The following is a 23,427-nucleotide window of genomic DNA, read 5'->3' as shown; positions in this document are numbered from 1 at the left end:
GATCCGCGGGCGGATCAGAACCACCAGGAGGTGATCCCGTGACCGAGCGCCCCGATCCGGCCGAGGACTCCGTGCACGCGCCGTCGACGGACGAGCGCACCGTCCGCGCGCGACGCCGGGCCGTGCGCGGGATCTCCCTGGCCATGATCAGCCTGGGCCTGCTGCTGTGCGCTTCGCTGTCCACCACGGGCCGGAGCCTCCTGGGAGCCCTGGGCCTGCTGCCTGCGGTGATGGGTGCTGCGGGATTCCTGGCCGTGGGCATGGGCGTGCCTGCAGGGCTGCGCCTGCCCGCTCGCGAGCACCGCCGCGGCCGCGCGCTATGGCTGCTGCCCTCCGCGGTGCTGGCCCTGGCCCTCGTCTTCCTGGGCGCAGCCTTCTGGGCCGACGGCACCGCCCCGGAGTCCGGCTCCCCCTGGACGATCGTCTGGCTGGTCAGCGCTGCCACCCTGGTCACCTTCGCCGGACTGAGCTTCGGACTCGTGGCGGCCTCCCGCCTCACCATCCACGATGACGACGACGCCCCGCTGCGCCGCGTGGACTGGGCCGAGGAGTACCCCGAGCGCTTCGAGGACCGCCCGCGCCGACGTCCCGACGCCGGCTACGACTCGTCCTGGATCCGCGGCCAGCGACGCTGAAGAGCATCCTGCCCCCGGGTGTGCGAACGGGCCCTGCCGCTTGGGGGATCAGCAGGGCCCGTTCTGGCGTCCGCATCGGGGGAACGGGACGCACCATCGCGCGCGGGAATCATCCGAGAACACATACGGGGGACGTCCTCGGGCCGATACGCGCGACATCCCCCAATATAGGGGACACCTCAGCCCACTGACAAGACATCGACAATTCATATTTCTCCGCCCGTCGGGCGGAGGCGCAGAAGCCCCCGGTCGCACCTGGATCGGTGCCTCCCGAGGGCTCGTGCGATGCGAAGCCGGCCAGCGGGACCTCGCCCCTGGCCGGCGTCGCGGGGTCAGCGGAGGCTGATCACTTGGTCTCGCCCTCGCGGGCCAGGACGTAGTTGTAGGTCGCCATCTCGCCGGGGGCGTCCGGGTTGTCCTGCGGATCCAGCATCAGCTCGGGCTTCACGGCGCCGGCGATGTCATCCTCGTTGTGGACGTCGCCCGGGAAGTAGAGCTGCTGGGTGACCAGCTGGTAGCCCGGAGCGTGGACCTTGATGTGGATGTGGGCCGGGCGCCAGGCGTGCCAGCCGGCGGCTGCGATCAGCTGGCCGCAGGCGCCGTCGGTGGGGATCTGGTACGGCGCCGGGCGCTTGGTGTGGATCTCGAAGTGGCCGTTCTCATCGGCGGCCACAGTGCCGCGGAACAGCCACTTGGGCAGCTCCGGGGCGTACTGCGAGTAGAAGCCCTGGGCATCGGCATGCCAGATCTCGATTGTCGCATCCTTGATCGGGTTGCCCGCGGTGTCGGTGAAGTCGCCCTGGAAGACGATGGGGGTGCCCTCCTCGTCCTCGCGCATCTCCAGCGTGGCCGGGGTCTGCATCTGCGGGGCGTTCGGAACGTAGTACGGGCCCTCGATCGTGCCGACGACGCCCGGACGGTCCTGGGAGTTGATGTCCTCGATGGTGTGCTCGAGCCACACGTCGAGGAACAGCGGCCACTCGCCGTCCGAGCCGACCTTGATGAGCCAGGACTTGAACGCGTTGAACTCCTCGTACGTGGCGCTGTGCTTCACGGCGATCTCGTTCAGGGCGTTGACCAGGTCCGAGGCGATCGCGTCGACGCGCTCGACCGGGACGTCCAGGCCGGAGAGCTTGCCGGACTCGGCGAAGCGCTGGGTGGCGAGCGAGCCGGCCTCGACGGCTGTGCCCTCGTGCTCCTTGCGGGTTTCAGTCATGTCGACCTCCACATAGTTCGGATTGCCGACGCGAGCACGCCGCCCATGGCTGCGCCGCGTCGATGCGGAGCCGTCCCCGCCGTCGGCTGTCAGCCGCGGCACCCCAGTCCGCGGGCCCGGAGGGCCTGCGGACATCCTGCCGGGACGAGGGATCCGGCCGCACATGTGATGTGCGATACAGCCAAGACTAAGTCACTCATTGCTCATATCACAAATATCAATCGTGTCGCTTCTCTTCTTGAACCAACATATTCGAACCCCTTGCCCCCCACTAGGCATTCCCCTGATGTGAGCGCCGTCACCGAACCCCAGACTTGGTTCATCATCGAGGCACGCCGCATTCCCGAAGAACGCATCGTGGGAAGCGCGAGCCGCGCACCCGTCCCAGGGCACATCCCGGACGGTCCGGTCGACACTCCAGGAGGAGACATGACTGAGAACCTGAGCCATCTGCACGACGTCATCGACAACGCCGTCATCGACGACCGCGAGAACGGCGTGATCCGCGCCAAGCGCGAGATCTTCACCGACGAGGAGGTCTTCGAGCTCGAGATGAAGTACATCTTCGAGGGGAACTGGATCTACCTGGCCCACGAGTCGCAGATCCCGAACGTCGGCGACTACTACACGACCAACATCGGCCGCACCCCCGTCGTGATCACCCGGGACAAGGATGAGCAGCTGCACTGCATCGTCAACGCCTGCGCGCACCGCGGGGCCATGCTGTGCCGACGCAAGACGGACAACCGCACCACGTTCACCTGCCCGTTCCACGGCTGGACGTTCCGCAACAGCGGCGAGCTGCTCAAGGTCAAGGACGGCCGCAACGGCGCCTACCCGGAGGGCTTCAACAAGGAGGGCTCGCACAACCTCACCAAGGTCGCGCGCTTCGAGTCCTACCGCGGCTTCCTGTTCGGCTCGCTGAACCCGGACGTCAAGCCCCTCGAGGAGCACCTGGGCGATGCCACCAAGGTCATCGACTCGATCGTCAACCAGTCCCCGGACGGCCTCGAGGTCCTGCGCGGCGCCTCCACCTACACCTACGACGGCAACTGGAAGGTCCAGGCGGAGAACGGCGCCGACGGCTACCACGTGACCTCGGTGCACTGGAACTACGCCGCGACCACCTCGCGCCGCTCCTCGGGCGACTCCACCAACACCACCAAGGCCATGGACGCCGGCAAGTGGGGCAAGCAGAAGGGCGGCTTCTACTCCTTCGAGCACGGCCACCTGCTGCTGTGGCAGGAGTGGGGCAACCCGAAGGACCGCCCGCTGTGGGACCGCCGCGAGGAGCTCGTGGAGAAGCACGGCGAGGAGATGGCCAACTTCATGGTCAACATCTCGCGCAACCTGTGCCTCTACCCGAACGTCTACATCATGGATCAGTTCTCCTCGCAGATCCGCGTCTTCCGCCCGCTGTCCGCGGACAAGACCGAGGTGACGATCTACTGCATCGCCCCGGTCGGCGAGTCCAAGGAGAACCGCGCCAACCGCATCCGCCAGTACGAGGACTTCTTCAACGCCTCTGGCATGGCCACCCCGGACGATCTCGAGGAGTTCCGCTCCTGCAACAAGACCTACTGGGCCAAGGGCGCGCAGTGGAACGACATGACCCGCGGCATGGAGCACGAGATCCAGGGCCCGGACGAGCAGGCCAAGGCGCTGGGCATGGACAACGTGCTCGCCTCGGGCGTCAAGACCGAGGACGAGGGCCTCTACCCCATCCAGCACGGCTACTGGCACGAGGTCATGGAGTCGGGCCTGCAGGCCGAGGAGGCCGCCGAGGCAGAGGCTGCGGAGTCCGCGGCCGCCTCGAGCTGACGCACGCCCCTCGCAGACCGATTCCCCAGACCTGAAGGAGACACCACATGGCTGAGCTCATGAGCATCGAGGACATCCAGGTCCTCGAGACCGTCCGCGCTTTCCTCCACCGCGAGGCCCGCCTGCTCGACGACCGCGACTTCGACGCCTGGATCGAGTGCTACCACCCGGACGCCGAGTACTGGATGCCGTCGTGGGACGACGATCACGAGCTGACCACGGATCCGCAGACCGAGATCTCGCTGGTCTACTACGCCAACCGCGGCGGCCTCGAGGACCGCGTCTTCCGCATCAAGACGGACCGCTCGTCGGCCACGTCGCTGCCGGAGCCGCGGCACAACCACAACCTCTCGGACATCGAGGTCCTGGGCCGCGACGGCGACACCGTCCACGTCCGGTACAACTGGCTGACCGGCTACTTCCGCTACAACAACGACATGTACTACTGGGGCCACGCGGAGGTCGACATCGACCTCGCCGGCGACAAGCCCCAGATCACCAAGAAGAAGGTCGTGCTCAAGAACGACTACATCCACCAGGTGATCGACGTCTACATGATCTGATCGCAGGCGCCCTCCGGCCCGCCGACCGTGATCTGCCTCCGTCACGGACCGACGCAGAGCACGGCGGCGGGCTTTCGGGTGTCGCCTGTCGAACCCGCGCGAGTCGCCGTCTGCCCGGCGCCCCGCACCCCCGCCCGGGGCCATCCCGGGCCTTCCCGAATCCCGACCCCCGCGCGAGCAGCCCGCCCGCGCGGCCGTCGGACCACGAGCTTTCCTGCGCCGGCCGCAGCGCCGCAGAGGACGAGGAGAAGACCATGCCCAACCAGGTCGCACTGAATTTCGAGGACGGCGTCACCAAGGTCATCAAGGTCGGTGACATGGAGACGATCATGGATGCCGCGTTCAAGGCGCGCATCAACATCCCGTCGGACTGCCGCGACGGGGCCTGCGGCACCTGCAAGTCGTTCTGCGAGTCCGGCGAGTTCGATCCCGGCGACTTCATCGACGACGCCATGACCGAGGACGAGCTGGAGAAGGGCTACCTGCTCACCTGCCAGTCGACCCCCGAGTCGGACATGTCGATCAACATCCCGTCGACCTCCGAGGTCGCCAAGACCTCCGCCGTGACGTTCAACGGCAAGGTCGACATGATCGAGCGCCACTCGGACTCCACGATCTCCTTCGGCATCGACATCCCCGACCGGGACGAGCTCTCCTTCCTGCCGGGCCAGTACGTGAACATCAAGGTCCCCGGCACCGACGAGGTCCGCTCGTACTCGATGTCCAGCGGCCCGGACACCGACGAGACCACCTTCATGGTCCGCATCTCGGAGAAGGGCGCCATGTCCGAGTACCTGCGCGACCGCGCGCAGGAGGGCGATGAGATCGAGTTCTCCGGCCCCTTCGGCTCGTTCTTCCTCCGCGAGCCCAAGCGCCGGCTGCTGCTGCTGGCCGGCGGCACCGGCCTGGCCCCGCTGCTGTCGATCCTCGAGAAGCTCGCAGAATCCGGCACCGATCAGCCGGTGCACCTGATCTACGGCGTGACCCGCGAGGCGGACATCGTGGGCCTGGACCTGCTCAAGGCCTACGAGGACCGGCTCTCCGACTTCACCTGGGACTACATCGCCTCCGAGGAGGGGACCTCCGCCCCGCACACGGGCTACGTCACTCAGATCACCGAGCCGGAGCACCTCAACGAGGGCGACGTCGACATCTACCTGTGCGGCCCGCCCCCCATGGTCAACGCCGTGTCCTCCTGGCTCGACGAGAAGCAGGTCAACCCGGCCAACTTCTACTTCGAGCGCTTCGCCCCCAAGGGCACGACCGGCGGCGACGACGAGACCGGCGCTCCGGTCTCCCCCGACGAGGTCGACTCGTCCACCTCCGCCGAGCAGGCGGTCTCGTCCATGGAGACCGGCGTCCTGAAGTTCGGCAAGGTGGACACCGCCGCGCACCTCGATGCCCGCGCCGGGCTGGAGACCGCCGCCGCCCGCCTGCTGATCGGCAAGCTCACCGAGGAGCAGCTCGACAACTGGGGCCGCCTGGCGGACAAGTGCGACGGCACCGTCGAGGACTGCAAGCTCGTGGACTACGAGGCCTTCGTGGCCGCGAACTACGACTTCCACGAGTACCCCTTCACGGTCGCCGACAACCCCGCGCTGCTCGCGGCGTACCAGGGGCTGGACACCCCCTCCCACATGCGCGAGGCCCTGGAGAACGGCGGCGTGATCTTCGAGACCGTCACGCAGGAGCACCACGATCTCGTGGAGCTCATGCGGGCCGGTGAGCTCGAGAAGACGCTCGAGCTGATCCAGTCTCACACCGTCCAGGCCAAGCAGACCATGGACACGGCAGTGGACGCCCACGAGACCTCCGCCGACGAGAAGCCGGAGACGGCCGCCGGGGCGGATTGCTGATGGCCTCCGCGGACGGCAAGGGCCCGGGCGCTCCCGGAGCCACGGGCACCGATGTCTCCGGGATGCCGACCGTCGAGGCCGAGGCCGGGCAGCGCACGCACCTGAGCTCGGGCCGCTTCGCGGACCGCGTGGTCGTGGTGACCGGAGCGGCTCAGGGCATCGGCCGCGCGGTGGCCGAGCGCGTGGCCGCCGAAGGCGGCACCGTCGTGCTCGTGGACCGCTCCGAGATCGCCGAGGAGGTCGCCGCGGGCATCGACGAGCGCGCGGAGGCCGGCTCCGGCGCCGGGCGGGCCACCGCGGTGACGGGAGTGGATCTGGAGCAGGCCTCGGGAGCGGAGCAGTTCGTCTCCGCCGCGCTCGAAGCCCACGGCCGGATCGACGTGCTCATCAACAACGTCGGCGGGACCATCTGGGCCCGGCCGTACGAGGAGTACGACGTCGAGAAGATCGACAAGGAGATCCGACGCTCGCTGTTCCCCACCATGTACGCGTGCCACGCCGTGCTCAGGCCCATGCTCGAGGCCGGCTCGGGGACCATCGTCAACGTGTCCTCGGTGGCCACGGGCGGTCTGAACCGCGTCCCGTACGCCGCGGCCAAGGGCGGCGTCAACGCCCTGACCAAGGCGCTGGCCTTCGAGGTCGCCGAACGCGGTGTGCGCGTCGTGGCCACGGCTCCGGGCGGAACGCTCGCCCCGCCGCGGGCCGTGCAGCGCGGGCCCGGCCCGGAGACCGAGCAGGAGGAGGCCTGGTACCGCACGATCGTGGACCAGACCGTCGACTCCTCGTTCATGAAGCGCTACGGCACCCTGGAGGAGCAGACCGCGCCGATCGTGTTCCTGGCCTCCGACGAGGCCTCCTACATCACCGGCTCCGTGCTGCCGGTGGGAGGCGGCGACCAGGGCTGAGCCCCCGGACGCAGCCCCCGGGGCCGGTCGACTCCCTCGGGGCCGGCCGGCCCCTCGTCGTCGGACCGGTGGGGGCCCGGATGTCCGGGCAGACGTGATCGCTATGATCTGCCCATGCCCCACGCACCCACCGGAAGCTCCGGCGATGTCGCGCTCGTCGGGCGCGATGCGCAGCTCGAGCACCTCCTGCGGCTCTACCAGGAGGTGCGCCGCGGTCATCCCCGCACCGCAGTGATCTCCGGGCCGGTGGGCATCGGCAAGACCAGGCTGCTGCGCGAGCTGCTCGCCCCGACAGCGTCCCGCAATCGCACGGTCCTCTCCGCCAGCGGCAGCGATTGGGAGTCCGCGCTCCCGTTGGCCGGTTACACCCAGCTGATGGGCAGCGCCCCTCTGCGCAGTCCCTCCGGGTTCGACGGCGGCCCGCAGCCGCCCTCGCAGGTGGTCGAGCGGCTCACCCCCGACCAGGCGCTGAACTACGCCCAGACCCTGCAGACCCACCTGGAGGCCCAGCAGCACCGCGGGCCGGTGATCGTCGTGATCGACGACCTGCAGTGGCTCGACGAGGACTCGCTGCGCATCCTGATCTTCGCCGCGCGGCGGCTGCACAGCTGCCGGGTGCTCTTCCTCTTCGCCGTCGACCTGGACCAGGCCGACGGGCTGCCGACCGGGATCATCGACCATCTGACCGGCTATCCCACCGAGGTGCTGCACCTGCCTCCGCTCGAGGCCGAGGCCGTCGCCGCCCTGGGCCGCGAGATCGTGGGCGCCGAGCTGAGCATGACGACGGTCCACGAGCTGCTGCGCCATACCGAGGGCCACCCGCAGTCCGTGATCGAGCTGCTCCGGGAGGTCCCCTCGGAGCAATGGCACGGCTGGCTGCCGAAGCTGCCTCCGTCGCGGCGCACGCGCGCCCGGGTGGCCTCCCAGCTGCGTCGAGCCTCTCCCGAGCTGCTGCGCATGGCCGAAGCCGTCTCCGTGCTGGGGCAGGACGCGCCTCTGCAGCAGGTGGCCGCTCTCGCGCGGCTGTCCCACTTCCTGCCCGTCGTCGACGAGGGCCACGCCGCCGGGCTGCTTCGCCTGAGCATGGACCGGCAGCCCTCCGCGGTGCACTTCGTGGAGCCCAGCGCGACCGCTGCCGTCTACCAGCAGATCGCCCCCACCCGCCGCTTCACCCTGCACCGGGCTGCCGCGGAGCTCGTGGCCGATGAGGGCGCGCGGCTGGGCCACCTGGTCGCGGCCTCTCCCGGTCCTCAGGAGCTGCTGGCCCTGCAGCTGGTCGCCTATGCCCAACGCCAGGCGGCCGACGGCTGCTGGTCGGAGGTCGCCTCAGCCATGCTCTCGGCCTCTCGGCTCTCGCTGGACCGCCGCGACGGCGACCTGCGGCTGCTGCGCGGGGTCGACGCCCTGATCGGAGCCGGCGACATCACCAAGGCCTCGAGCCTGGTCGGCGTGGTCGAGTCCATGCCGCCGTCTCCCCTGCGCGCTTCCGTGCTGGGCTACCTGGCGGTCGTCACGGGACGGCGCTCGACGGCGGCGGCCCAGCTGGCCATGGCCTGGCGCACGGTGCGCGAGGACCTGGATCCCAGCGCCGGAGCGCGCATCGCCCTGCGGCACACGCTGCACGCCCTGGCCGACTGGGACGGCGAGGGCATCGTCGCCTGGGGCGAGCGCACCGCCGAGCTGGCCGAGGCGCCGCATCACGTCAGCGTCGAGGCCCGGGCCATGTACGGCCTGGGACTGTTCGCCTCGCGGCGCCTGGACGAGGCCGAGCGGCCGTACATCGATGATCTGGACACGACCGTGGGCAATGCCCAGGAGCAGCGACTGCTCATGGGCTACGCCTGGCTGGCCCTGCGCACCGACGACGTCGAGACCGCCCGCCTGCGCTTCGAGGAGGCAGTGCCCACCGAGTACCGCGGCGGGTCGCTGCGGATCTCCCTGTGGGCCGAGTCCTGGCTGGCGCGCTGCCAGCTGATCCTGGGCGACTGGGATGCGGCGGCGGCCACGATCGCCCACGCCTCCGTGCGCCTCGAGTCCTCGGGCATGCGCCTGATGCGGCCCCTGCTGTACTGGACCGCCGCCGAGCTCAATGCCATGCGCGGGGACTGGGACCGAGCCGAGCACTTCCTGTCCCTGACGACCGTGCCGACCGACGGCTACCGCAGCATGACGGTCCCGGCAGCCCTGGCCCGAGCGCGCTACCACGAGGCCAGGGCCAACTACGAGTCCGCGCTGGAGGCCCTGCGTCCGCTGCGCAGGGCGGATCCGGTCACCGACCGGCGCGAGCCCTTCTGGTCCTGGCAGGACACCCTGGTGAACTCACTGGTCATGTCGGATCAGCTGGACGAGGCCCAGGAGTTCCTGGACGAGCTCAAGGCCGTCGCCTCACCCACGCCGTTCCCGTCCGAGACCGCCCGCATGGCATGGGCGGAGGGGCGGCTGCTGGCCGCGCGCGGAGAGGTCGAAGCCTCCCAGGAGCTCTTCGACCGGGCGCTGGACGCGCTGCGCTCGAGGCGCCGTCCCTATCTCGAGGCCCGGGTGCGCTTCGCCTACGGGCAGAGCATGCGGCGGGCCGGCAAGCGGCGGCTGGCCTCGCGCGTGCTGCGCTCGGCCCGCGAGCTCTACGCCTCCCTGGGCGCCCAGACCTACGTGTCCCGATGCGACCGGGAGCTGAAGGCCGCCGGGGCCAACGCCCTCGTGCCGGCCGCCGAGCAGACCGGCTCGGACGGGCTCTCCGATCTGCGCAGGCAGGGCCCCGACGCCCTGCACGTCGGCTCCGAGGCCGTGCAGCTGACCGCCCAGGAGCACGCCGTCGCCCAGTTCGTGGCCGGGGGGTCGACCAACAAGGAGGTCGCCCAGGCGCTGTTCATCGCGGAGAAGACGGTGCAGTTCCACCTGACCCGCATCTACGCCAAGTTCGGGGTGCGCTCGCGCAGCGAGCTGGCGGCCGTCTACGCCAGGGAGGGCATGGGCTCGACCGACGGGTGAGGGCGCAGGAGCCCTGCGAGGGCCGCAGCGGCCCTCGCAGGGCCGAGCGGCTCAGCGGTCGCGGTGCCCGGCCAGCTTCTCCAGATCGGGCTCGGTGCCCACGCCCGGGACGTCGGGGACCATGATCTTCCCGTCGGCGATCGTCAGCGGCCTGGCGATGAGGTCATCGGCCATGTCCAGGTAGTTGGACAGCTCGCCCGCCCGGCGGTGGGTGTGCTCGAACGCCGCGCCGAACACGACGGAGGCGACCGAGCCGATCTGCGTGTCGATCTGGTTGCCCACGTAGACGTCCACGCCGGCCGCCTGGGCGAAACCCACGATCTTGGCGGACTCGGTGAACCCGGTGCGCGCGGTCTTCACGCACAGCAGGTTCGCTCCCCCGGTGAGGATCTCGCGCGCGGCCTCGCCCATGTTGGGCGCGGACTCGTCGGCGGCGATCGGGATCGCGGACTTCTCCACGAGCCGACGACGGCCCAGCACCTCGCGGGCGTCGTCCGGCTCCTCCAGGAAGCTCAGCCCGAGATCCGCGGTGCGGCGAAGGACCTCTGCGGCCTCATTGGCGCTCCAGCCGCGGTTCGAGTCCATGTAGATCTCGGTGTCCTCGCCCAGGCCCTCGCGCAGCACGCGGGCGGCCTCCACGTCCAGCGACAGCGGGCGGCGGCCGGTCTTGAGCTTGAACGTGTCGATGCCGTAGGTCTCGCGGAACTCGAGGGCCAGGTCGAGCAGCTCCTGCGCGGGCTTGAAGCCGAGCATGTGAGAGACGCGCATGTGATCCGAGAATCCGCCGAGCAGCTCGGTGACGGGTCGGCCCAGGATCTTGCCGAGGCAGTCCCACAGGGCGATGTCCACCGCGCCCTTGGCGGTCTCATTGTGGATCGTCCGCGCCATGACAGCCTGGGCCTTCTCCCGGTCGAAGACCGAGAGCCCCTCCAGCTGCGGGGCGAAGATGTCCTCGATCACGGCCACGATCGACTTCTGCGTCTCCCCGTACGTGTACGGCCGCGGCGGGGTGTCCGCCCAGCCGACGACCCCGTCCGAGGTCTCGATGCGCACCAGCACGTGATTGGCCTCGTGGACGGCGCCGGAGGCGAAATGCAGAGGGGTGGAGTACGGGATCGTGTAGGGGATCGCCTCGATCTTTGCGATCTGCATCAGGGCATAGGCCTTTCGATGGGGTCGGGACCCGGCTGGTCTTCGGATTCTGGTTCATCGGCCAGCTCGGTGACCAGCTGGATGACGTTGGACAGCAGCACCGAGCGGTCCTCGCGCCGCCAGGCGACCGCCAGCTCCGCGTGCGGGGAGTCCTCGAGCTCGCGGTAGCGCACGCCGCGCAGCTGGACGCTGCGCACGCTGGCGGGCATCAGCGCCACGCCGCCGCCTGCGGCCACGAAGGACAGGATCGTGGAGGTCTCCTGGGCCATCTGCGAGACGCGGTGCTGGAATCCGGCCTCGCGGCACAGGTCCGCGGTCATCCGGTACATCACGGACTCCGGCGGGTAGGTCACGAAGCGCTGCTCGGTCAGCTCGACCATCGACAGCGGCCGGTCCGAGGCCAGCGGGCTGTGCGCGGGCAGCGCGACCACGAGCGGCTCGCGGTTGATGATGCGGAAGTCGATCTCCGGGCTGGAGACCGGGGGGCGCAGGATCGCGGCGTCGAGCGTGTGCTCGAGCAGCCCGCGCTCCATGGCCGGGGTCAGCATCTCGCCGTGCAGATCCAGGGTCAGCCCGGGGTACGCCGTGCCGGCAGCGCGCACGATCCGGGGCATGACGCTGTACGTCGAGGCTCCGGAGAAGCCCACGTGCAGCACGCCCGTTGCCCCCTGGCCGACCTGATAGACGTCCGCCTGCAGCGCCTCGACGTCGTTGAGGATGCTGCGCCCGCGCTCGAGCATCAGCGCCCCGGCCGCGGTGAGGTCCACCCGGCGGGTGGTGCGGTCGAAGAGCTTGGCGCCCAGCTGCTCCTCGAACTGGCGGATCTGCTGCGACAGCGGCGGCTGGGCGATGTGCAGCCGCTTGGCCGCGCGCCCGAAGTGGCGCTCCTCCGCGACGGCGATGAAGTAGGTGAGCTGGCGCAGTTCCATGGACGCGGCCTAGCTGCGACGGGCCAGGTCGACGCCCAGCTGCTCGAGCTGCTGGCGGACCTCGCGGCGCTGGATCTTGCCGAGCATGGTGCGCGGCAGCTCGTCGAGCTCGATGATCCGTCGGGGCACCTTGTAGCGGGTGACCTTGCCGTAGCAGTGCTCGCGCAGCCGGGCTTCGTCGAACGTGCGGTCCGGGGAGGTCACCACAGCGGCCACCACGACCTCCGAGCCGTCCTCGCCCCGCAGCCCCACGACGGCGGCCTCCGCGACCTCCTCGGCCGTGGTCAGCGCGTGCTCGACCTCGGTCGGCGCCACGTTGAAGCCGCCGGTGATGATCAGCTCCTTCAGCCGGTCGACCACGCGCAGGAAGCCGTCGTCGTCCACCGTGACGATGTCGCCGGTGCGCAGCCAGCCGTCCTGCAGGATCTCGGCGGTCTCCGCGGGTCGCTTCCAGTAGCCCTGGAAGACCTGCGGGCCGCGCACCCACAGCTCGCCGGGCTCTCCCGCGGGGGTGTCCTCGAGGGTCTCGGGATCTACGGTGCGGATGTCGGTCGACGGGAACGGGATGCCGATCGAGCCGGTGCGGCGGGTGTCGTTGAGCGGGTTGCAGGCCACCAACGGAGAGCACTCGGTGAGCCCGTAGCCCTCGATCAGCATGCCGTCGGTGTGCGCCTCCCACTCCTCGACCAGATGATGCGGCAGCGCCATGGCCCCGGAGACGCCCACGGTGATGCCCTCCAGGGAGCGGCCCTTCTCATCGGCCAGCTCCATGACCTTCTGGTAGATCGGCGGCACGGCCGGCAGCACCGTGGCCGGGGTGCGCTTCATGGCGCCCACGATCAGATCCGCGCGCGGCGTGGGGAACAGCACCAGGGTGGCCCCCAGCGACATGGCGAAGGTCATGCCCAGGGTCATGCCGAAGACGTGGAACAGAGGCAGAGCCCCGTAGACGACCTCGTCGGAGCCGGTGTGCAGCCACTCGCGGCCCATCACGGCGTTGGACTCGAGGTTGCGATGGCTGAGCATCACGCCCTTGGGCCGGCCCGTGGTCCCTGAGGTGTACTGGATGATCGCGAGGTCCTCCGCGCCCGGGCGGGGGTGGTCGTGAGCCAGGGGCCCGTGGGAGAGCAGCTGCTTCCAGTCCGTGGTCCCGGAGGCCGGGGTAGTGAGCGCCGCGCGCTGCTGCCTGAGGCGGCGCACGGGCAGGCGAAGGGCTGTGCGCATGGGCAGCGGCATGGACCGGGTGATGTCGACGGAGATGATGCTCTCCACGGCCACATCGCCGGGGAGGCTGCGAACGGTCTCGACCGTCTTGTCCCAGACCACCGCGACCTTGGCGCCGTGGTCCTCGAACTGGTGGCGCAGCTCGGCGGCGGTGTAGAGCGGGTTGTGCTCCACCGCGATCGCGCCCAGTCGCATCACGGCGTAGAAGGCGACGATGTGCTGCGGGCAGTTGGGCAGCACGAGGGCCACCCTGTCGCCGCGGCCCACTCCGAGCCGGCGCAGCCCCTCTGCGGCGCGCTCGACCTCGGCGCCCAGGCGGGAGTACTTCCAACGAGCTCCGAAGAACTCGAGGGCCACGCGCTGCGAGTTGACCGCCACGGAGCGCTCGAGCATATGGATCAGCGAGGTCTCGGGCAGGTCGATGTCATGGGCGACGCCGTCGTCGTAGGAGGCGGTCCACGGCCGGGTCGCGAGGAGCTCCCGCGAGGATCCTGGGGTGGCCGCCGGGTCATCTGTCTGCTCAGGCATGAGATCGAGGATACCGTCCGGACTGTGCGCGCACCGGCTGCGGTCCCGAGATCGAGCCGGGGCCCTCCGCAGGACGGGCGGGCGACCGACTCGGCGATTCTCAAGTCATATTCATGGACAGTTGGGCACGGATCCTCTTCGACGGCCTCGCGCTGGACTACACTGACGCTAGTCCATACGCCGGAGACCGCGCCTGTTCGGGGCAGACGCGCGCTCCGTCTCGGGGGCCACACCTGCCTGAGAGGTCATCAGTCCGTCACCCGGACGGACCCTCAGGCCGTCCGATTCCGCCGACCTCCCAGAGGTGTCACATGCCGTCCACGCTCGTCGCCGTCGTCGATGACCACGAGGTCGTCCGCGAGGGCATCCGTCTCGTCTCCATGACCTCCCAGGCGGACGTCAAGCTGGTGGGCTCGGCCTCGACCGTGCCCGGCCTGATCGATCAGCTGGGCCGCGACCCGGAGAACGCCGCCCTGACCGCCCCGGGCGCCAAGCGCATCGAGTGCGACGTCGTGCTGCTGGACCTCTCGCTCACGGACCGCTCGCGCCCCTCGGAGAACGTCGAGCGCCTGCGCGAGGCCGGCATGAAGGTGCTGATCTTCTCCATCGGGGAGAACGCCGCCCTGATCCGCGAGGCCCTGCGCGCCGGCGCCCTCGGGCTGGTGCGCAAGTCCGAGCCGCTCGAGCACGCGATCGAGGAGGCCCGCAACATCGCCGACGGCAAGCCGGTGATCACCAAGGAGCTGGCGGCCGCGATCGACGGCGACATCGAGTTCGCCCGCGCCAACCTCTCGCCGCGCGAGCAGGAGACGCTGCGCCTGTACGCCTCGGGCTTCGCCCAGGTGCAGGTGGCCCGCCGCATGGGCATCAAGCAGTCCGCCGTGAAGACCAACATCGACCGGATCCGCGAGAAGTACGCGCGCATCGGCCGCCCTGCCCCCACCAAGATCGATCTGCGCATCCGCGCGATCGAGGACGGACTGGTGGAGCCCGAGGCCGATGTGAACAACGTCGAGATCCGCCGCTGAGCAGCCCGCTCGTCCTGCTGACCGGGGACGACGCGCACCCATGATCCACGCCGCCGAGCCGTCCTCCCAGGACTTCAAGCGCTATCACGGCAGGGCCCTGCGCTCGCGGCTGCCCTCGCCGGCCTCGGCCGGCACCATGGGTCCGAACGTCTACCGTCTGCAGTGGTCGGCGCAGCTGTGCGCAGCGGCCGCGATGTTCGCCAGCGGCCTGGCCGCGCTGCCCTCGGTGAGCACGCTCACCGGGGCGCCCGCGCTGCTGAGCACCCTGTTCTTCGCCGGGCTGCAGGTCTGCGCGGGCATGCTGTTCTACTTCGGCGCACGGCGCCGTGTGGTCACCTGGCCCTCCACGGCCGCCGTCGTCCTGATCATGCTCTGCTACACCTCGCTGGCCCCGATCTGGGCACCGGCCTCCGAGATCTCTCCCCCGTGGCTGTCGTTCCTGCTCGTCCTCGCGGCGGGGCTCACCGCGATGACCTGGGGAGCGATCGCCTCGCTGGCCGTGATCGGATGGGCGGTGCTGTGCCTGGGGATCTACGTCCTGCAGATGCCGCTGGGCTATCCGCTGCAGTCGGAGATCATCCAGACCGGGGTCGACTGCCTCTATGCGATCCTGCTCGCGATCGCGGTCTCGCTGACCCTGCGCGCCGCCGATCACGCCGACACCGACTACAGCACGGCGATCGCCCATGCCACCGCGCTGCGCCGCTCGCGCACGCAATCGGATGAGCAGGAGCGCCTGGACCGGCTGATCCACGACAACGTCATGGCGGCGCTGCTGGACGCCTCACGGGCCCCGGGCGCCGTCTCCAAGCGCACTCGAGAGCTGGCCATGCGTGCCCTGAGCGTCCTGGAGTTCGAGGAGAAGCGGGCCACTGGAACCGCCACGACCTACGTGCACACGCTGATGGACGACCTCCTCGACGCCCTCACCCCGTGGCGCTCGCGCGTGCGCTTCAACGTCCTCGTCCCCGACATCAGGCCCATGGGCCACACCCGGGCCTTCATGCCCTCGGACACGGCCCAGGCCCTGATCCACGCGGTGACTGAGGCGGTCTCCAACAGCGCACGGCACTCCGGCGTGGCCACCACTTTCGTGACCATGGACGGAGGGGCCTGCCCTCCCACGGCGCTGAACCCCTTCGGCTTCTACCTCTCCTTCGAGGTCCTCGACCGCGGCAAGGGGTTCCAGATGCGCTCCATGGACTCCCGGCGCCTCGGCGTGCGAGTCTCGATCATCGGCAATGTCGAGAACGCGGGGGGCCGGGTCGACGTCGCCTCCGCCCCGCACCGCGGGACGCGCATCCAGATCCTGTGGCCCAGCGATGCCCATCCGTCGGACTAGGCGCCGCAGCGCCAGGTACCGCGCAGACGTCGACGTCGGGCTGCGCAGCCGCCTGCTGGACCTCGTGGGCCAGTGGGTCGCACGGCTCACCGCGGAGGGCCGGGCCCAGAGCTCCGTGCTGTTCTTCGGCTCGCTGCTGGCCTTCCTGATCCCGTCGCTGATCGCGGGGCTGCCGCTGCTGCAGGTGCTCCAGCATCCGCAGCTGCAGCTGATCTCCGGCGTGCCGTACATGATCGCGGTCCTGCTCGTGATCGCCCCAGGGCGGCGCCGGCTCGACGAGCTTCCCGTCATCACAGCCGTAGTGGCCATGATCTCGTGCCTGGCGCTGACCCACGACTCCGACCCCGAGCGGCTGCCGCTGCTGTCGCAGCACTGGGGGTACCAGGGGCTGCACCTGTTCCCGGTCGCCCTGGCCGTTCGCCAGCGCACGGCGTGGGCCTGGGGGACGGTGTTCATCGCGACCATCCTCGGTGCGACCTTCGGCGCTCGCTCCGAGCACGGCATGCTCATGGGCATGGCGCCCATGGCCACGGTCGCAGGCACCCTGGTCATCGCCCTCCTGATCATCACGGAGATCGAGCGGCTCCTGGATCGCCGCCGCGAGGCCCGGGCGCTGGGGGCATCGGCGCGGACCGATGACGACGCCGAGCAGGACACCGTCAATGCCTCGATCCGGCGCATGCACGAGGTCCGACGTGTCGTCGGCCCCGCACTCGAGCGGATCGCCTACGACTCGAGCCCCGTGGACGACGAGGAGATCCGCCGCTTCCGGGTCCTCGAGGCCCACCTGCGCGATTCCATCCGCGGTCGGTCGATCTCGACCCCGGAGCTGCACGAGGCGGCCCGCCGAGCCCGCGAGCGCGGCGTCTCCGTGGACATCCTCGACGAGCGCGGCTCCGTCCTGCCCGAGCGCGTGCTGCGGATCGTGGGCCGGCAGTCCGCCGCGGTGCTGGACGCCGCGCAGGCGGGCTCGGTGACGATCCGCGCGTTCCCCGCGGATGACCAGACCGCCGTGCTGATCGTGCACGACCCGGGCGACGACGACGAGGACGCGATCGCCCTGGAGATCGCCCAGGGAACCGGTGAGATCTCCGAGTTCTGAGCCCTTGGGCACCAGGCTCCACAGCACCCGGATCAGCGGAGATGGGGGCCGCAGCTGCACAGTCCGGTCCTCGGGCCCCGATGCTGCTGCGAGCATCGCCGTAGCGTGCCGCCATGCCCACCGCCGAAGCCGCCCACTGCTCCTCAGATGCGCCGTCCTGCACCGACCGTCCGCGCGCCGACCCGTCCGTCCTGCTGAGCCCCGTGCTGTGCGCCGACGGTCGGCTGCGCTGCCCGTGGGCGCTGTCCACCCCGGATGTCCTGGACGATCACGACACCTCGTGGGGCATCCGCCCGCAGCTGCGCTCCGAGTGGTTCCGGGCGCTGAGCCTCGAGATCCTGCAGGCCGGGCTGGCCCCGGGCGCCTCGGTGTCGCGGCTGCCCGCGCTCGAGGAGGTCTTCAGCTGCTTCGACCCGCGGATCGTGGCCGGTCTCGATGACGACGCCGTGGACGAGCTGCTGCTGGACCGTCGGCTGATCCGCAATCGCGCCAAGCTCACCGCTGTGGTGGTCGCCGCCCGCGCCGTTCGCAGCTGGTCCGGCGAGGACTGGCAGCGGGAACTGGAGCCGGCCGAGGGGACGGATCACGTCCAGGCGGTCGCAGGTCGCCTGCGCGAGCACGGGCTCGTGCACGCCGGCCCCGGCACGATCGCCCGGCTGCTGGCCCGCACCGGGATGACCCCCGGCCACCTCGACGGCTGCTTCCGCTGCTGAAGGGGCCGCGAGCTCCTGTGCGCATGCCTCGGCCCCGGCAGCGACGCGCGCCGACCGGGGCCTTCCGCAGGGGTGCTCGTCAGGCCGTGAGGGGGTTCAGTCGAGCAGCAGCGCGGGCTCCTCGAGGATGCGGGCCACGTCCGCCATGAAGCGCGCGGAGAGGTCGCCGTCGACCACACGGTGGTCGAACGATCCGCCGAGCGTGGTGATCCACCGCGGGATGATCTCCCCGTCCACGACCCACGGCTTCTGCTTGATGGTTCCGAAGGCCACGATCGCGACCTCACCGGGGTTGATGATCGGAGTGCCGATGTCGATCCCCAGGGAGCCGATGTTCGTGATCGACAGGGTGCCGTTCTGCATGTCGCCGGGCTGGGTGCGCCCGGCACGAGCCGTGGCCGTCAGCTCGTTGAGGGCGATCGCCAGCTCGCGCAGGCTCATGTCCTGGGCGTCCTTGATGTTCGGGACCATGAGCCCGCGCGGGGTCGCCGCGGCGATGCCCAGGTTCATGTAGCGCTTGATCACGATCTCGCGGTCGGTCCAGGTCGCGTTGACCTGGGGGTTGCGCGCTGCGGCCCAGATGACGGCCCGGGCCAGCAGGAGCAGCGGGGTGACCTTCACTCCCTCGAAGTGATCGGAGGTCTTCAGCCGCTTCACGAACTCCATGGTCCGCGTGGCGTCGACATCCACGAAGATCGACACGTGCGGGGCCGAGAACGCGGACTTGACCATGTTCTGGGCGGTCAGCTTGCGCACGCCCTTGACCGGGATCCGCTGCGTCCGGTCCCCTGCCCCGGGGGCGTCCGAGGAGACCCAGAAGCCGTCGGGGCCGTCCGGGACCTCGCGCAGATGGGCGGCGTAGGCCAGCAGGTCTCGCTTGGTGACCTGTCCGGCCTCGCCCGTTCCGGAGACCTCCCGCAGGTCGATGCCCATCTCCTTGGCGGCCTTGCGGACGGGAGGCTTGGCCAAGGCCGGCTGGGAGGCCCGCGCCGGCTGCACTGCGACCGCGCCGCTTCCCGGGGCCGCGGCCTCCTCTCGGGAGCCGCCCCCGGCCAGGCGGGCCAGCCGGTCGCCGCGCGAGCCGGGCCCCTGCCCCAGGCCCGCTCGCGAGAGCAGGTCGGCGATGCCGTCGCCCAGCGAGGCCCTCCCGCCGGCGGGCTCGGCCGTGCTGCGGCCGCGCGAGGGCTCGGCCTGCTGAGCAGGGGCTTCCGGTCGGGTCGGCTCCGGGCGGGCGGGGCGGCGCGAGCGCTGCCTGCGCACGACCGGATCCGCCTTGGGACCCGACCCCACGAGCGGCTTCTGCTGCGGCTCCTCCTCCGCGCTGGAGGACTGCGCCGGCGCTTCCGGATCGCTCGAATCGGCGGCGGCATCGCCGCCTGCGCTGGTGGCGGAGTAGCCCGGATCCGGGCGCGAGCCCGGGGCCTCGGCGGAGTCGCCGATCGAGACCAGCCCTGCGCCGACCTCCAGGGTCTCGCCCTCCTGGGCGAGCAGCTCGAGGACGGCCCCCTCCCAGGGCGAGGGCAGCTCGACGAGCGACTTGGCGGTCTCGATCTCCACGAGGGGCTGATCGACGGAGACCTGGTCGCCGACGCGCACCTTCCAGGTGACGATCTCGGCTTCGGTGAGCCCCTCGCCGACATCGGGGAGGCGGAAGATCTGTGCCATGCGGGAATCCTTCGGAAGCGACGGTGCGGGGCGCGTGCGTGCGGTGAGCGGGTCCTAGTAGGCGAAGGCCCGGTCCATGCCGTCCAGGACGCGGTCCAGGTCCGGGACGTAGTCCGCCTCGACCCCGGCGGGCGGGTAGGGCATGTGGTAGCCGCCCACGCGGATCACGGGGGCTTCGAGGCTGTAGAAGCTGCGCTCCGTGATGCGCGCGGCGATCTCGGCCCCCAGCCCGGAGAAGACCGGGGCCTCGTGGGCCACGACCATGCGCCCCGTGCGCTGCACCGAGGCCTCGAGGGTCGCGAAGTCGATCGGCGACAGCGAGCGCAGGTCGATCACCTCGACCGAGCGGCCCTCCTGCGCGGCGGCCTCTGCGGCGGCCATGGCCACGGGCACCAGCGGACCCCACGCCACGAGGCTGAGCTCCGAGCCCTCGCGCAGCACCTGGGCACTGAAGGGATCGGCGGTGCTCGGGTTCTCGAGGTCGACCTCCCCCTTGAGCCAGTAGCGGCGCTTGGGCTCGAAGAAGATCACGGGATCGGGGCAGGCGATCGACTGCTGGATCATCCAGTAGGCGTCCTGCGGCGAGGACGGCGAGACGATGCGCAGCCCGGCAGTGTGCGAGAACTGGGCCTCGGGCGACTCGGAGTGGTGCTCGATCGAGCCCACGAGCCCGCCGTAGGGGATGCGGATGGTCACCGGGACGGTGACGTCGCCGTCGGTGCGGGCATGCATCTTGGCCAGCTGGGTCGTGATCTGGTTGTAGGCGGGGAAGGTGAAGCCGTCGAACTGGATCTCGCACACCGGGCGGTATCCGCGCATGGCCATCCCGGTGGCGGTGCCCACGATCCCAGCCTCGCCCAGAGGGGTGTCCAGCACCCGGTGCGCGCCGAACTCCCCCTTGAGCCCCTCGGTCACGCGGTACACCCCGCCCAGGGAGCCGATGTCCTCGCCCATGAGCAGGACCCGGGGGTCCTCCCCCATGGCCCGGCGCATGCCCATGGTCAGGGCCTTGGCCAGAGTGGCCCGGACGGTCGTGGGCCCGCCCGTGCGCGTCTGCTGCTCGCTCATGCCCTCTGCCCCTCCTGGCTCTGCCCTGCGTCTGCGCCCGGTCCGCCCTCGCCGTCCAGGAAGGAATCGGCGTAGTCGCGGTGCCAGGCCCGCTCCTCCTCCACGAGCGGGTGCGGCTGCGCGTAGACGACGTCGAAGCGATGGTCCAGCTCACCCGGATCGGAGCGCAGCAGCTCGGAGCGGACCTCCTTCAGCCACTGGTCGGTCTCCTCCTCCAGGTCCTGGAACCACTGCTCCTGCACGCCGAGCTCCGTCTCGAGCAGGGCGCGCATGCGCAGCAGGGGCTCCTTCTGCGCCCACTGCGCCTCCTCTGCGGAGAGGCGGTACTTGGTGGGGTCGTCTGCGGTGGTGTGCGCGCCCAGTCGGAAGGTCTCCGCCTCGATCAGCACGGGGCCGCGCCCCTCGCGGGCCTCGGCGGTCGCCCACCGGGTCACCGCCAGGACAGCCAGAGGGTCGTTGCCGTCGACCCGCACGCCCTCGAAGCCATAGCCGGCCGCCCGGGCCGCCAGGGGCACGCGGGACTGCGTGGAGAACGGCACCGAGATCGCCCACTGGTTGTTCTGCACGAAGAACACCACGGGGGCGTCGTAGGAGGCGGCGAAGACCATCGACTCGTGGATCTCGCCCTCGGTCGAGGCGCCGTCGCCGAAGTAGACGGTGACAGCACCGGGTTCCGGCGCGGGCTCCCCCGCCTCCTCGGCAAGCCGACGGTCCTGGACCATGCCCATGGCGTAGCCCACCGCGTGCGGGACCTGGGAGGCCAGCACCAGCGAGTAGACATGGGTCCGGGTCTCGGACGGCTTCCAGCCGGAGGCCGCGTGGCCCCGGAACTGCACCAGGACCCGCTCGGCCGGGACCCCGCGCTCCAGGACCACGGCATGCTCGCGGTAGGAGGGGAAGACGTAGTCGTTCTCGCCCTGGGCCAGCGCCGAGCCGACCTGGGCCGCCTCCTGGCCGCGCAGCGGGGGCCACAGGGCCATCTCGCCCTGGCGCTGCAGCGCAGTGGCCATCTCGTCCAGGCGGCGCGCCCGCACCATCGAGCGGTGCATCCGCTGCAGCGCCTCGGCATCGACGTCCTCGACCCAGCCCGAGAAGCGCTCGTCGTGCTGGCGGACGCCGTTCTCGTCGAGCAGGCGGACCACGGGCATGGTCGCGGCCACGGCCGCGGGGTGCGCTCCGGTGCCGGCGCTCGCACGGGCGTCATGGGGATCCGCGACGAGCGCTTCCGGCGATCCGTCCGGGGCCACGTCGGCGGCGACCTCGACGGCCGGCGCGGCCTGCGCCGTCTGCGCGGACGACTGCTCAGCGCTGGGCTGCTCCTGATCGGGTCCCCGCTCCGGGACCTCGTCGGCCTGCGCCATGGGACACCTCCAGGTGTGGTTCACGCGGTGGCACGGCCCCGGGCCGTCCGGCCCGGCAGCTCATGCCTGCGTCTCCGTCTGCTGCGCGCAGAGCCCGGAGACGAAGCTGTCTCATGAGACTACGTGACGCGCGGGCGTCTGGAAGTTGGAGCAGATCTCCAAAAACCTGTCGTTGGCCTGGGGCACATCGATGCTGACCCGCACTCCGTCGCCGTCGAACGCCCGCACCGACAGCGCCTGCTGCGCGCAGGCCTCGGCGAAGCGGCGGGCGTCCTCGCCCAGCGGCAGCCATACGAAGTTCGCGCGCGTCTGCGGGACGTCCCAGCCCAGTTCCGCCAGCCGGGCCAGGACGCGCTCGCGCTCGTCGACGATGCGCTGGACCCGCTCCTGGACCTGCTCCAGGTGATCGAGCGAGGCGATCGCCGCGGTCTGGGCCATCTCAGTCACCGCGAACGTGGTCGCGACCTTGCGCAGCGAGGCTGTGACCTCCGGCTGCGAGAGCGAGTACCCCACGCGCAGACCGGCCAGGCCGTGGGCCTTGGAGAAGGTCCGCAGCGCGACCACGTTCGGGTGGGCGCGGTAGGTGCGCACGCCTTCGACGAGCTCCGGGTCGCCCTGGAACTCGAGGTAGGCCTCGTCCAGCACCACGAGGATGCCCTCGGGCACCCGGGCCAGGAAGCGCTCCGTCTCGTCCTGGCGCAGCGACGGGCCGGTGGGATTGTTGGGCGAGCACAGCAGGATCACGCGGGTGCGCTCGGTGATGGCCGCGAGCATGCCCTCGAGGTCGTGCGAGCCGTCCGGCAGGTTGGGGACCTGCACGCTCACGGCGCCTGCGGTCCCCACGACGATCGGGTAGGCCTCGAACGAGCGCCAGGGGTAGATGACCTCATCGCCCGTGCCGTCGGAGGAGGTTCCCGCGAAGGCCGCGATGATCTGCGTCAGCGCACCCAGGCTGCCCGCACCGGTCACGATGTCATCGGCGGGCACGCCCAGGTGCTGGGCGATCCGCTCGCGCAGCGGCGCGGCGGTCGGGTCGGGATAGCGGTGCATCCGCTGTGCTGCCTGGGCGATGGCCTCCTGGGCTGCCGGCACCGGTCCCCAGGGGTTCTCGTTGGAGGACAGCTTGAAGGCCTCGAGGCCGTCGACGGGCTGCGGGGGCCGGCCCGCAGCGTAGTCGGGCAGGGCGGACAGGGCGGCGCGGGGTGTGACGGAGGACATGACCCTCACTGTAGCGGCGCGGCCCAGCATGAGGCCCACCCTCGGAGCCCCGTTCCGGACGGAACGCCGGCTCGAGCAGCGCGCGCCCGCCGCGCGCCCGGAGACGCCGCCCG

At 70.7% G+C, this 23,427-nt stretch carries 18 protein-coding genes; 10 read left to right on the top strand and 8 right to left on the bottom strand.

Features of this window, described 5'->3' with window-relative positions:
• Positions 1–38: 38 nt before the first annotated feature.
• Positions 39–635 (top strand): hypothetical protein, encoded by a 597-nt coding sequence (locus QSJ40_RS01470; RefSeq protein WP_058870785.1) that lies wholly within the window; start codon positions 39–41, stop codon positions 633–635.
• A gap of 346 nt (positions 636–981) precedes the next feature.
• Here QSJ40_RS01470 and catA read toward each other — a convergent pair whose 3' ends face one another.
• Entirely contained in the window at positions 982–1,851 is an 870-nt protein-coding gene (gene catA, locus QSJ40_RS01465) for a catechol 1,2-dioxygenase (RefSeq protein ID WP_058870786.1), read from the bottom strand.
• Positions 1,852–2,280: 429 nt separating this feature from the next.
• Between catA and benA the strand changes: the two genes are divergently transcribed.
• The 5 genes from benA (at position 2,281) to QSJ40_RS01440 (ending at position 9,984) form a co-directional block, all read left to right on the top strand.
• On the top strand, positions 2,281–3,672 hold the full coding sequence (gene benA, locus QSJ40_RS01460; protein ID WP_285728395.1) for a benzoate 1,2-dioxygenase large subunit: 1,392 nt from the start codon (positions 2,281–2,283) through the stop codon (positions 3,670–3,672).
• A gap of 47 nt (positions 3,673–3,719) precedes the next feature.
• The gene (gene benB / locus QSJ40_RS01455; protein WP_285728394.1) at positions 3,720–4,235 is read left to right on the top strand and encodes a benzoate 1,2-dioxygenase small subunit; all 516 of its coding nucleotides are present in this window, start codon (positions 3,720–3,722) and stop codon (positions 4,233–4,235) included.
• Positions 4,236–4,489: 254 nt separating this feature from the next.
• A complete protein-coding gene (benC, locus tag QSJ40_RS01450; protein WP_285728393.1) occupies positions 4,490–6,091 on the top strand; it encodes a benzoate 1,2-dioxygenase electron transfer component BenC in 1,602 nt (533 codons plus the stop codon).
• The gene (locus QSJ40_RS01445; RefSeq protein ID WP_285728392.1) at positions 6,091–6,996 is read left to right on the top strand and encodes a 1,6-dihydroxycyclohexa-2,4-diene-1-carboxylate dehydrogenase; all 906 of its coding nucleotides are present in this window, start codon (positions 6,091–6,093) and stop codon (positions 6,994–6,996) included. The genes benC and QSJ40_RS01445 overlap by 1 nt, the downstream gene beginning before the upstream one ends.
• A 114-nt stretch (positions 6,997–7,110) precedes the next feature.
• The gene (locus QSJ40_RS01440; RefSeq protein ID WP_285728391.1) at positions 7,111–9,984 is read left to right on the top strand and encodes a helix-turn-helix transcriptional regulator; all 2,874 of its coding nucleotides are present in this window, start codon (positions 7,111–7,113) and stop codon (positions 9,982–9,984) included.
• A 51-nt stretch (positions 9,985–10,035) separates the two neighbouring features.
• Here QSJ40_RS01440 and QSJ40_RS01435 read toward each other — a convergent pair whose 3' ends face one another.
• From QSJ40_RS01435 to QSJ40_RS01425, 3 genes are read right to left on the bottom strand one after another with little or no spacing between them, the layout of a single operon-like run.
• Positions 10,036–11,136, bottom strand: a complete 1,101-nt coding sequence (locus QSJ40_RS01435; RefSeq protein ID WP_206390696.1) for a mandelate racemase/muconate lactonizing enzyme family protein — start codon at positions 11,134–11,136, stop codon at positions 10,036–10,038.
• Positions 11,136–12,065, bottom strand: coding sequence for a LysR family transcriptional regulator (locus tag QSJ40_RS01430; protein WP_285728390.1), 930 nt, complete (start codon positions 12,063–12,065; stop codon positions 11,136–11,138). The genes QSJ40_RS01435 and QSJ40_RS01430 overlap by 1 nt, the downstream gene beginning before the upstream one ends.
• 9 nt (positions 12,066–12,074) lie before the next feature.
• Positions 12,075–13,817: a long-chain-fatty-acid--CoA ligase gene (locus tag QSJ40_RS01425; protein ID WP_251714482.1), complete on the bottom strand. Its 1,743-nt coding sequence runs from the start codon at positions 13,815–13,817 to the stop codon at positions 12,075–12,077.
• A 311-nt stretch (positions 13,818–14,128) separates the two neighbouring features.
• Here QSJ40_RS01425 and QSJ40_RS01420 point away from each other — a divergent pair, with 311 nt between their 5' ends.
• From QSJ40_RS01420 to QSJ40_RS01405, 4 genes are all read left to right on the top strand, one after another.
• The gene (locus QSJ40_RS01420) at positions 14,129–14,845 is read left to right on the top strand and encodes a LuxR C-terminal-related transcriptional regulator (RefSeq protein WP_058870791.1); all 717 of its coding nucleotides are present in this window, start codon (positions 14,129–14,131) and stop codon (positions 14,843–14,845) included.
• A 40-nt stretch (positions 14,846–14,885) separates the two neighbouring features.
• Positions 14,886–16,187 carry a sensor histidine kinase gene (locus tag QSJ40_RS01415; RefSeq protein WP_058870792.1) on the top strand — a complete coding sequence of 434 codons (1,302 nt, stop codon included), beginning with the start codon at positions 14,886–14,888 and terminating at the stop codon, positions 16,185–16,187.
• Entirely contained in the window at positions 16,168–17,289 is a 1,122-nt protein-coding gene (locus tag QSJ40_RS01410) for a DUF8320 family protein (protein ID WP_251714479.1), read from the top strand. The genes QSJ40_RS01415 and QSJ40_RS01410 overlap by 20 nt, the downstream gene beginning before the upstream one ends.
• 113 nt (positions 17,290–17,402) lie before the next feature.
• Positions 17,403–18,002: a DNA-3-methyladenine glycosylase I gene (locus QSJ40_RS01405; RefSeq protein WP_006213901.1), complete on the top strand. Its 600-nt coding sequence runs from the start codon at positions 17,403–17,405 to the stop codon at positions 18,000–18,002.
• A gap of 96 nt (positions 18,003–18,098) precedes the next feature.
• Here the strand turns inward: QSJ40_RS01405 and QSJ40_RS01400 are convergent, their stop codons facing one another.
• From QSJ40_RS01400 to hisC, 4 genes are all read right to left on the bottom strand, one after another.
• Positions 18,099–19,667: a 2-oxo acid dehydrogenase subunit E2 gene (locus QSJ40_RS01400; protein WP_006213902.1), complete on the bottom strand. Its 1,569-nt coding sequence runs from the start codon at positions 19,665–19,667 to the stop codon at positions 18,099–18,101.
• 54 nt (positions 19,668–19,721) lie between these two features.
• Positions 19,722–20,735: an alpha-ketoacid dehydrogenase subunit beta gene (locus QSJ40_RS01395; RefSeq protein WP_006213903.1), complete on the bottom strand. Its 1,014-nt coding sequence runs from the start codon at positions 20,733–20,735 to the stop codon at positions 19,722–19,724.
• Positions 20,732–21,883, bottom strand: coding sequence for a thiamine pyrophosphate-dependent enzyme (locus tag QSJ40_RS01390; RefSeq protein WP_081609449.1), 1,152 nt, complete (start codon positions 21,881–21,883; stop codon positions 20,732–20,734). The genes QSJ40_RS01395 and QSJ40_RS01390 overlap by 4 nt, the downstream gene beginning before the upstream one ends.
• A gap of 324 nt (positions 21,884–22,207) precedes the next feature.
• Positions 22,208–23,314 (bottom strand): histidinol-phosphate transaminase, encoded by a 1,107-nt coding sequence (gene hisC / locus QSJ40_RS01385; protein ID WP_058870794.1) that lies wholly within the window; start codon positions 23,312–23,314, stop codon positions 22,208–22,210.
• Positions 23,315–23,427 lie beyond the last annotated feature (113 nt).

Origin of the sequence: Kocuria sp. NBRC 114282 (assembly GCF_030268385.1) — a bacterium.
In the GTDB taxonomy this organism is placed as follows: Bacteria; Actinomycetota; Actinomycetes; order Actinomycetales; family Micrococcaceae; genus Kocuria; species Kocuria palustris.
This window is presented reverse-complemented; position numbering and strand designations above follow the sequence as displayed.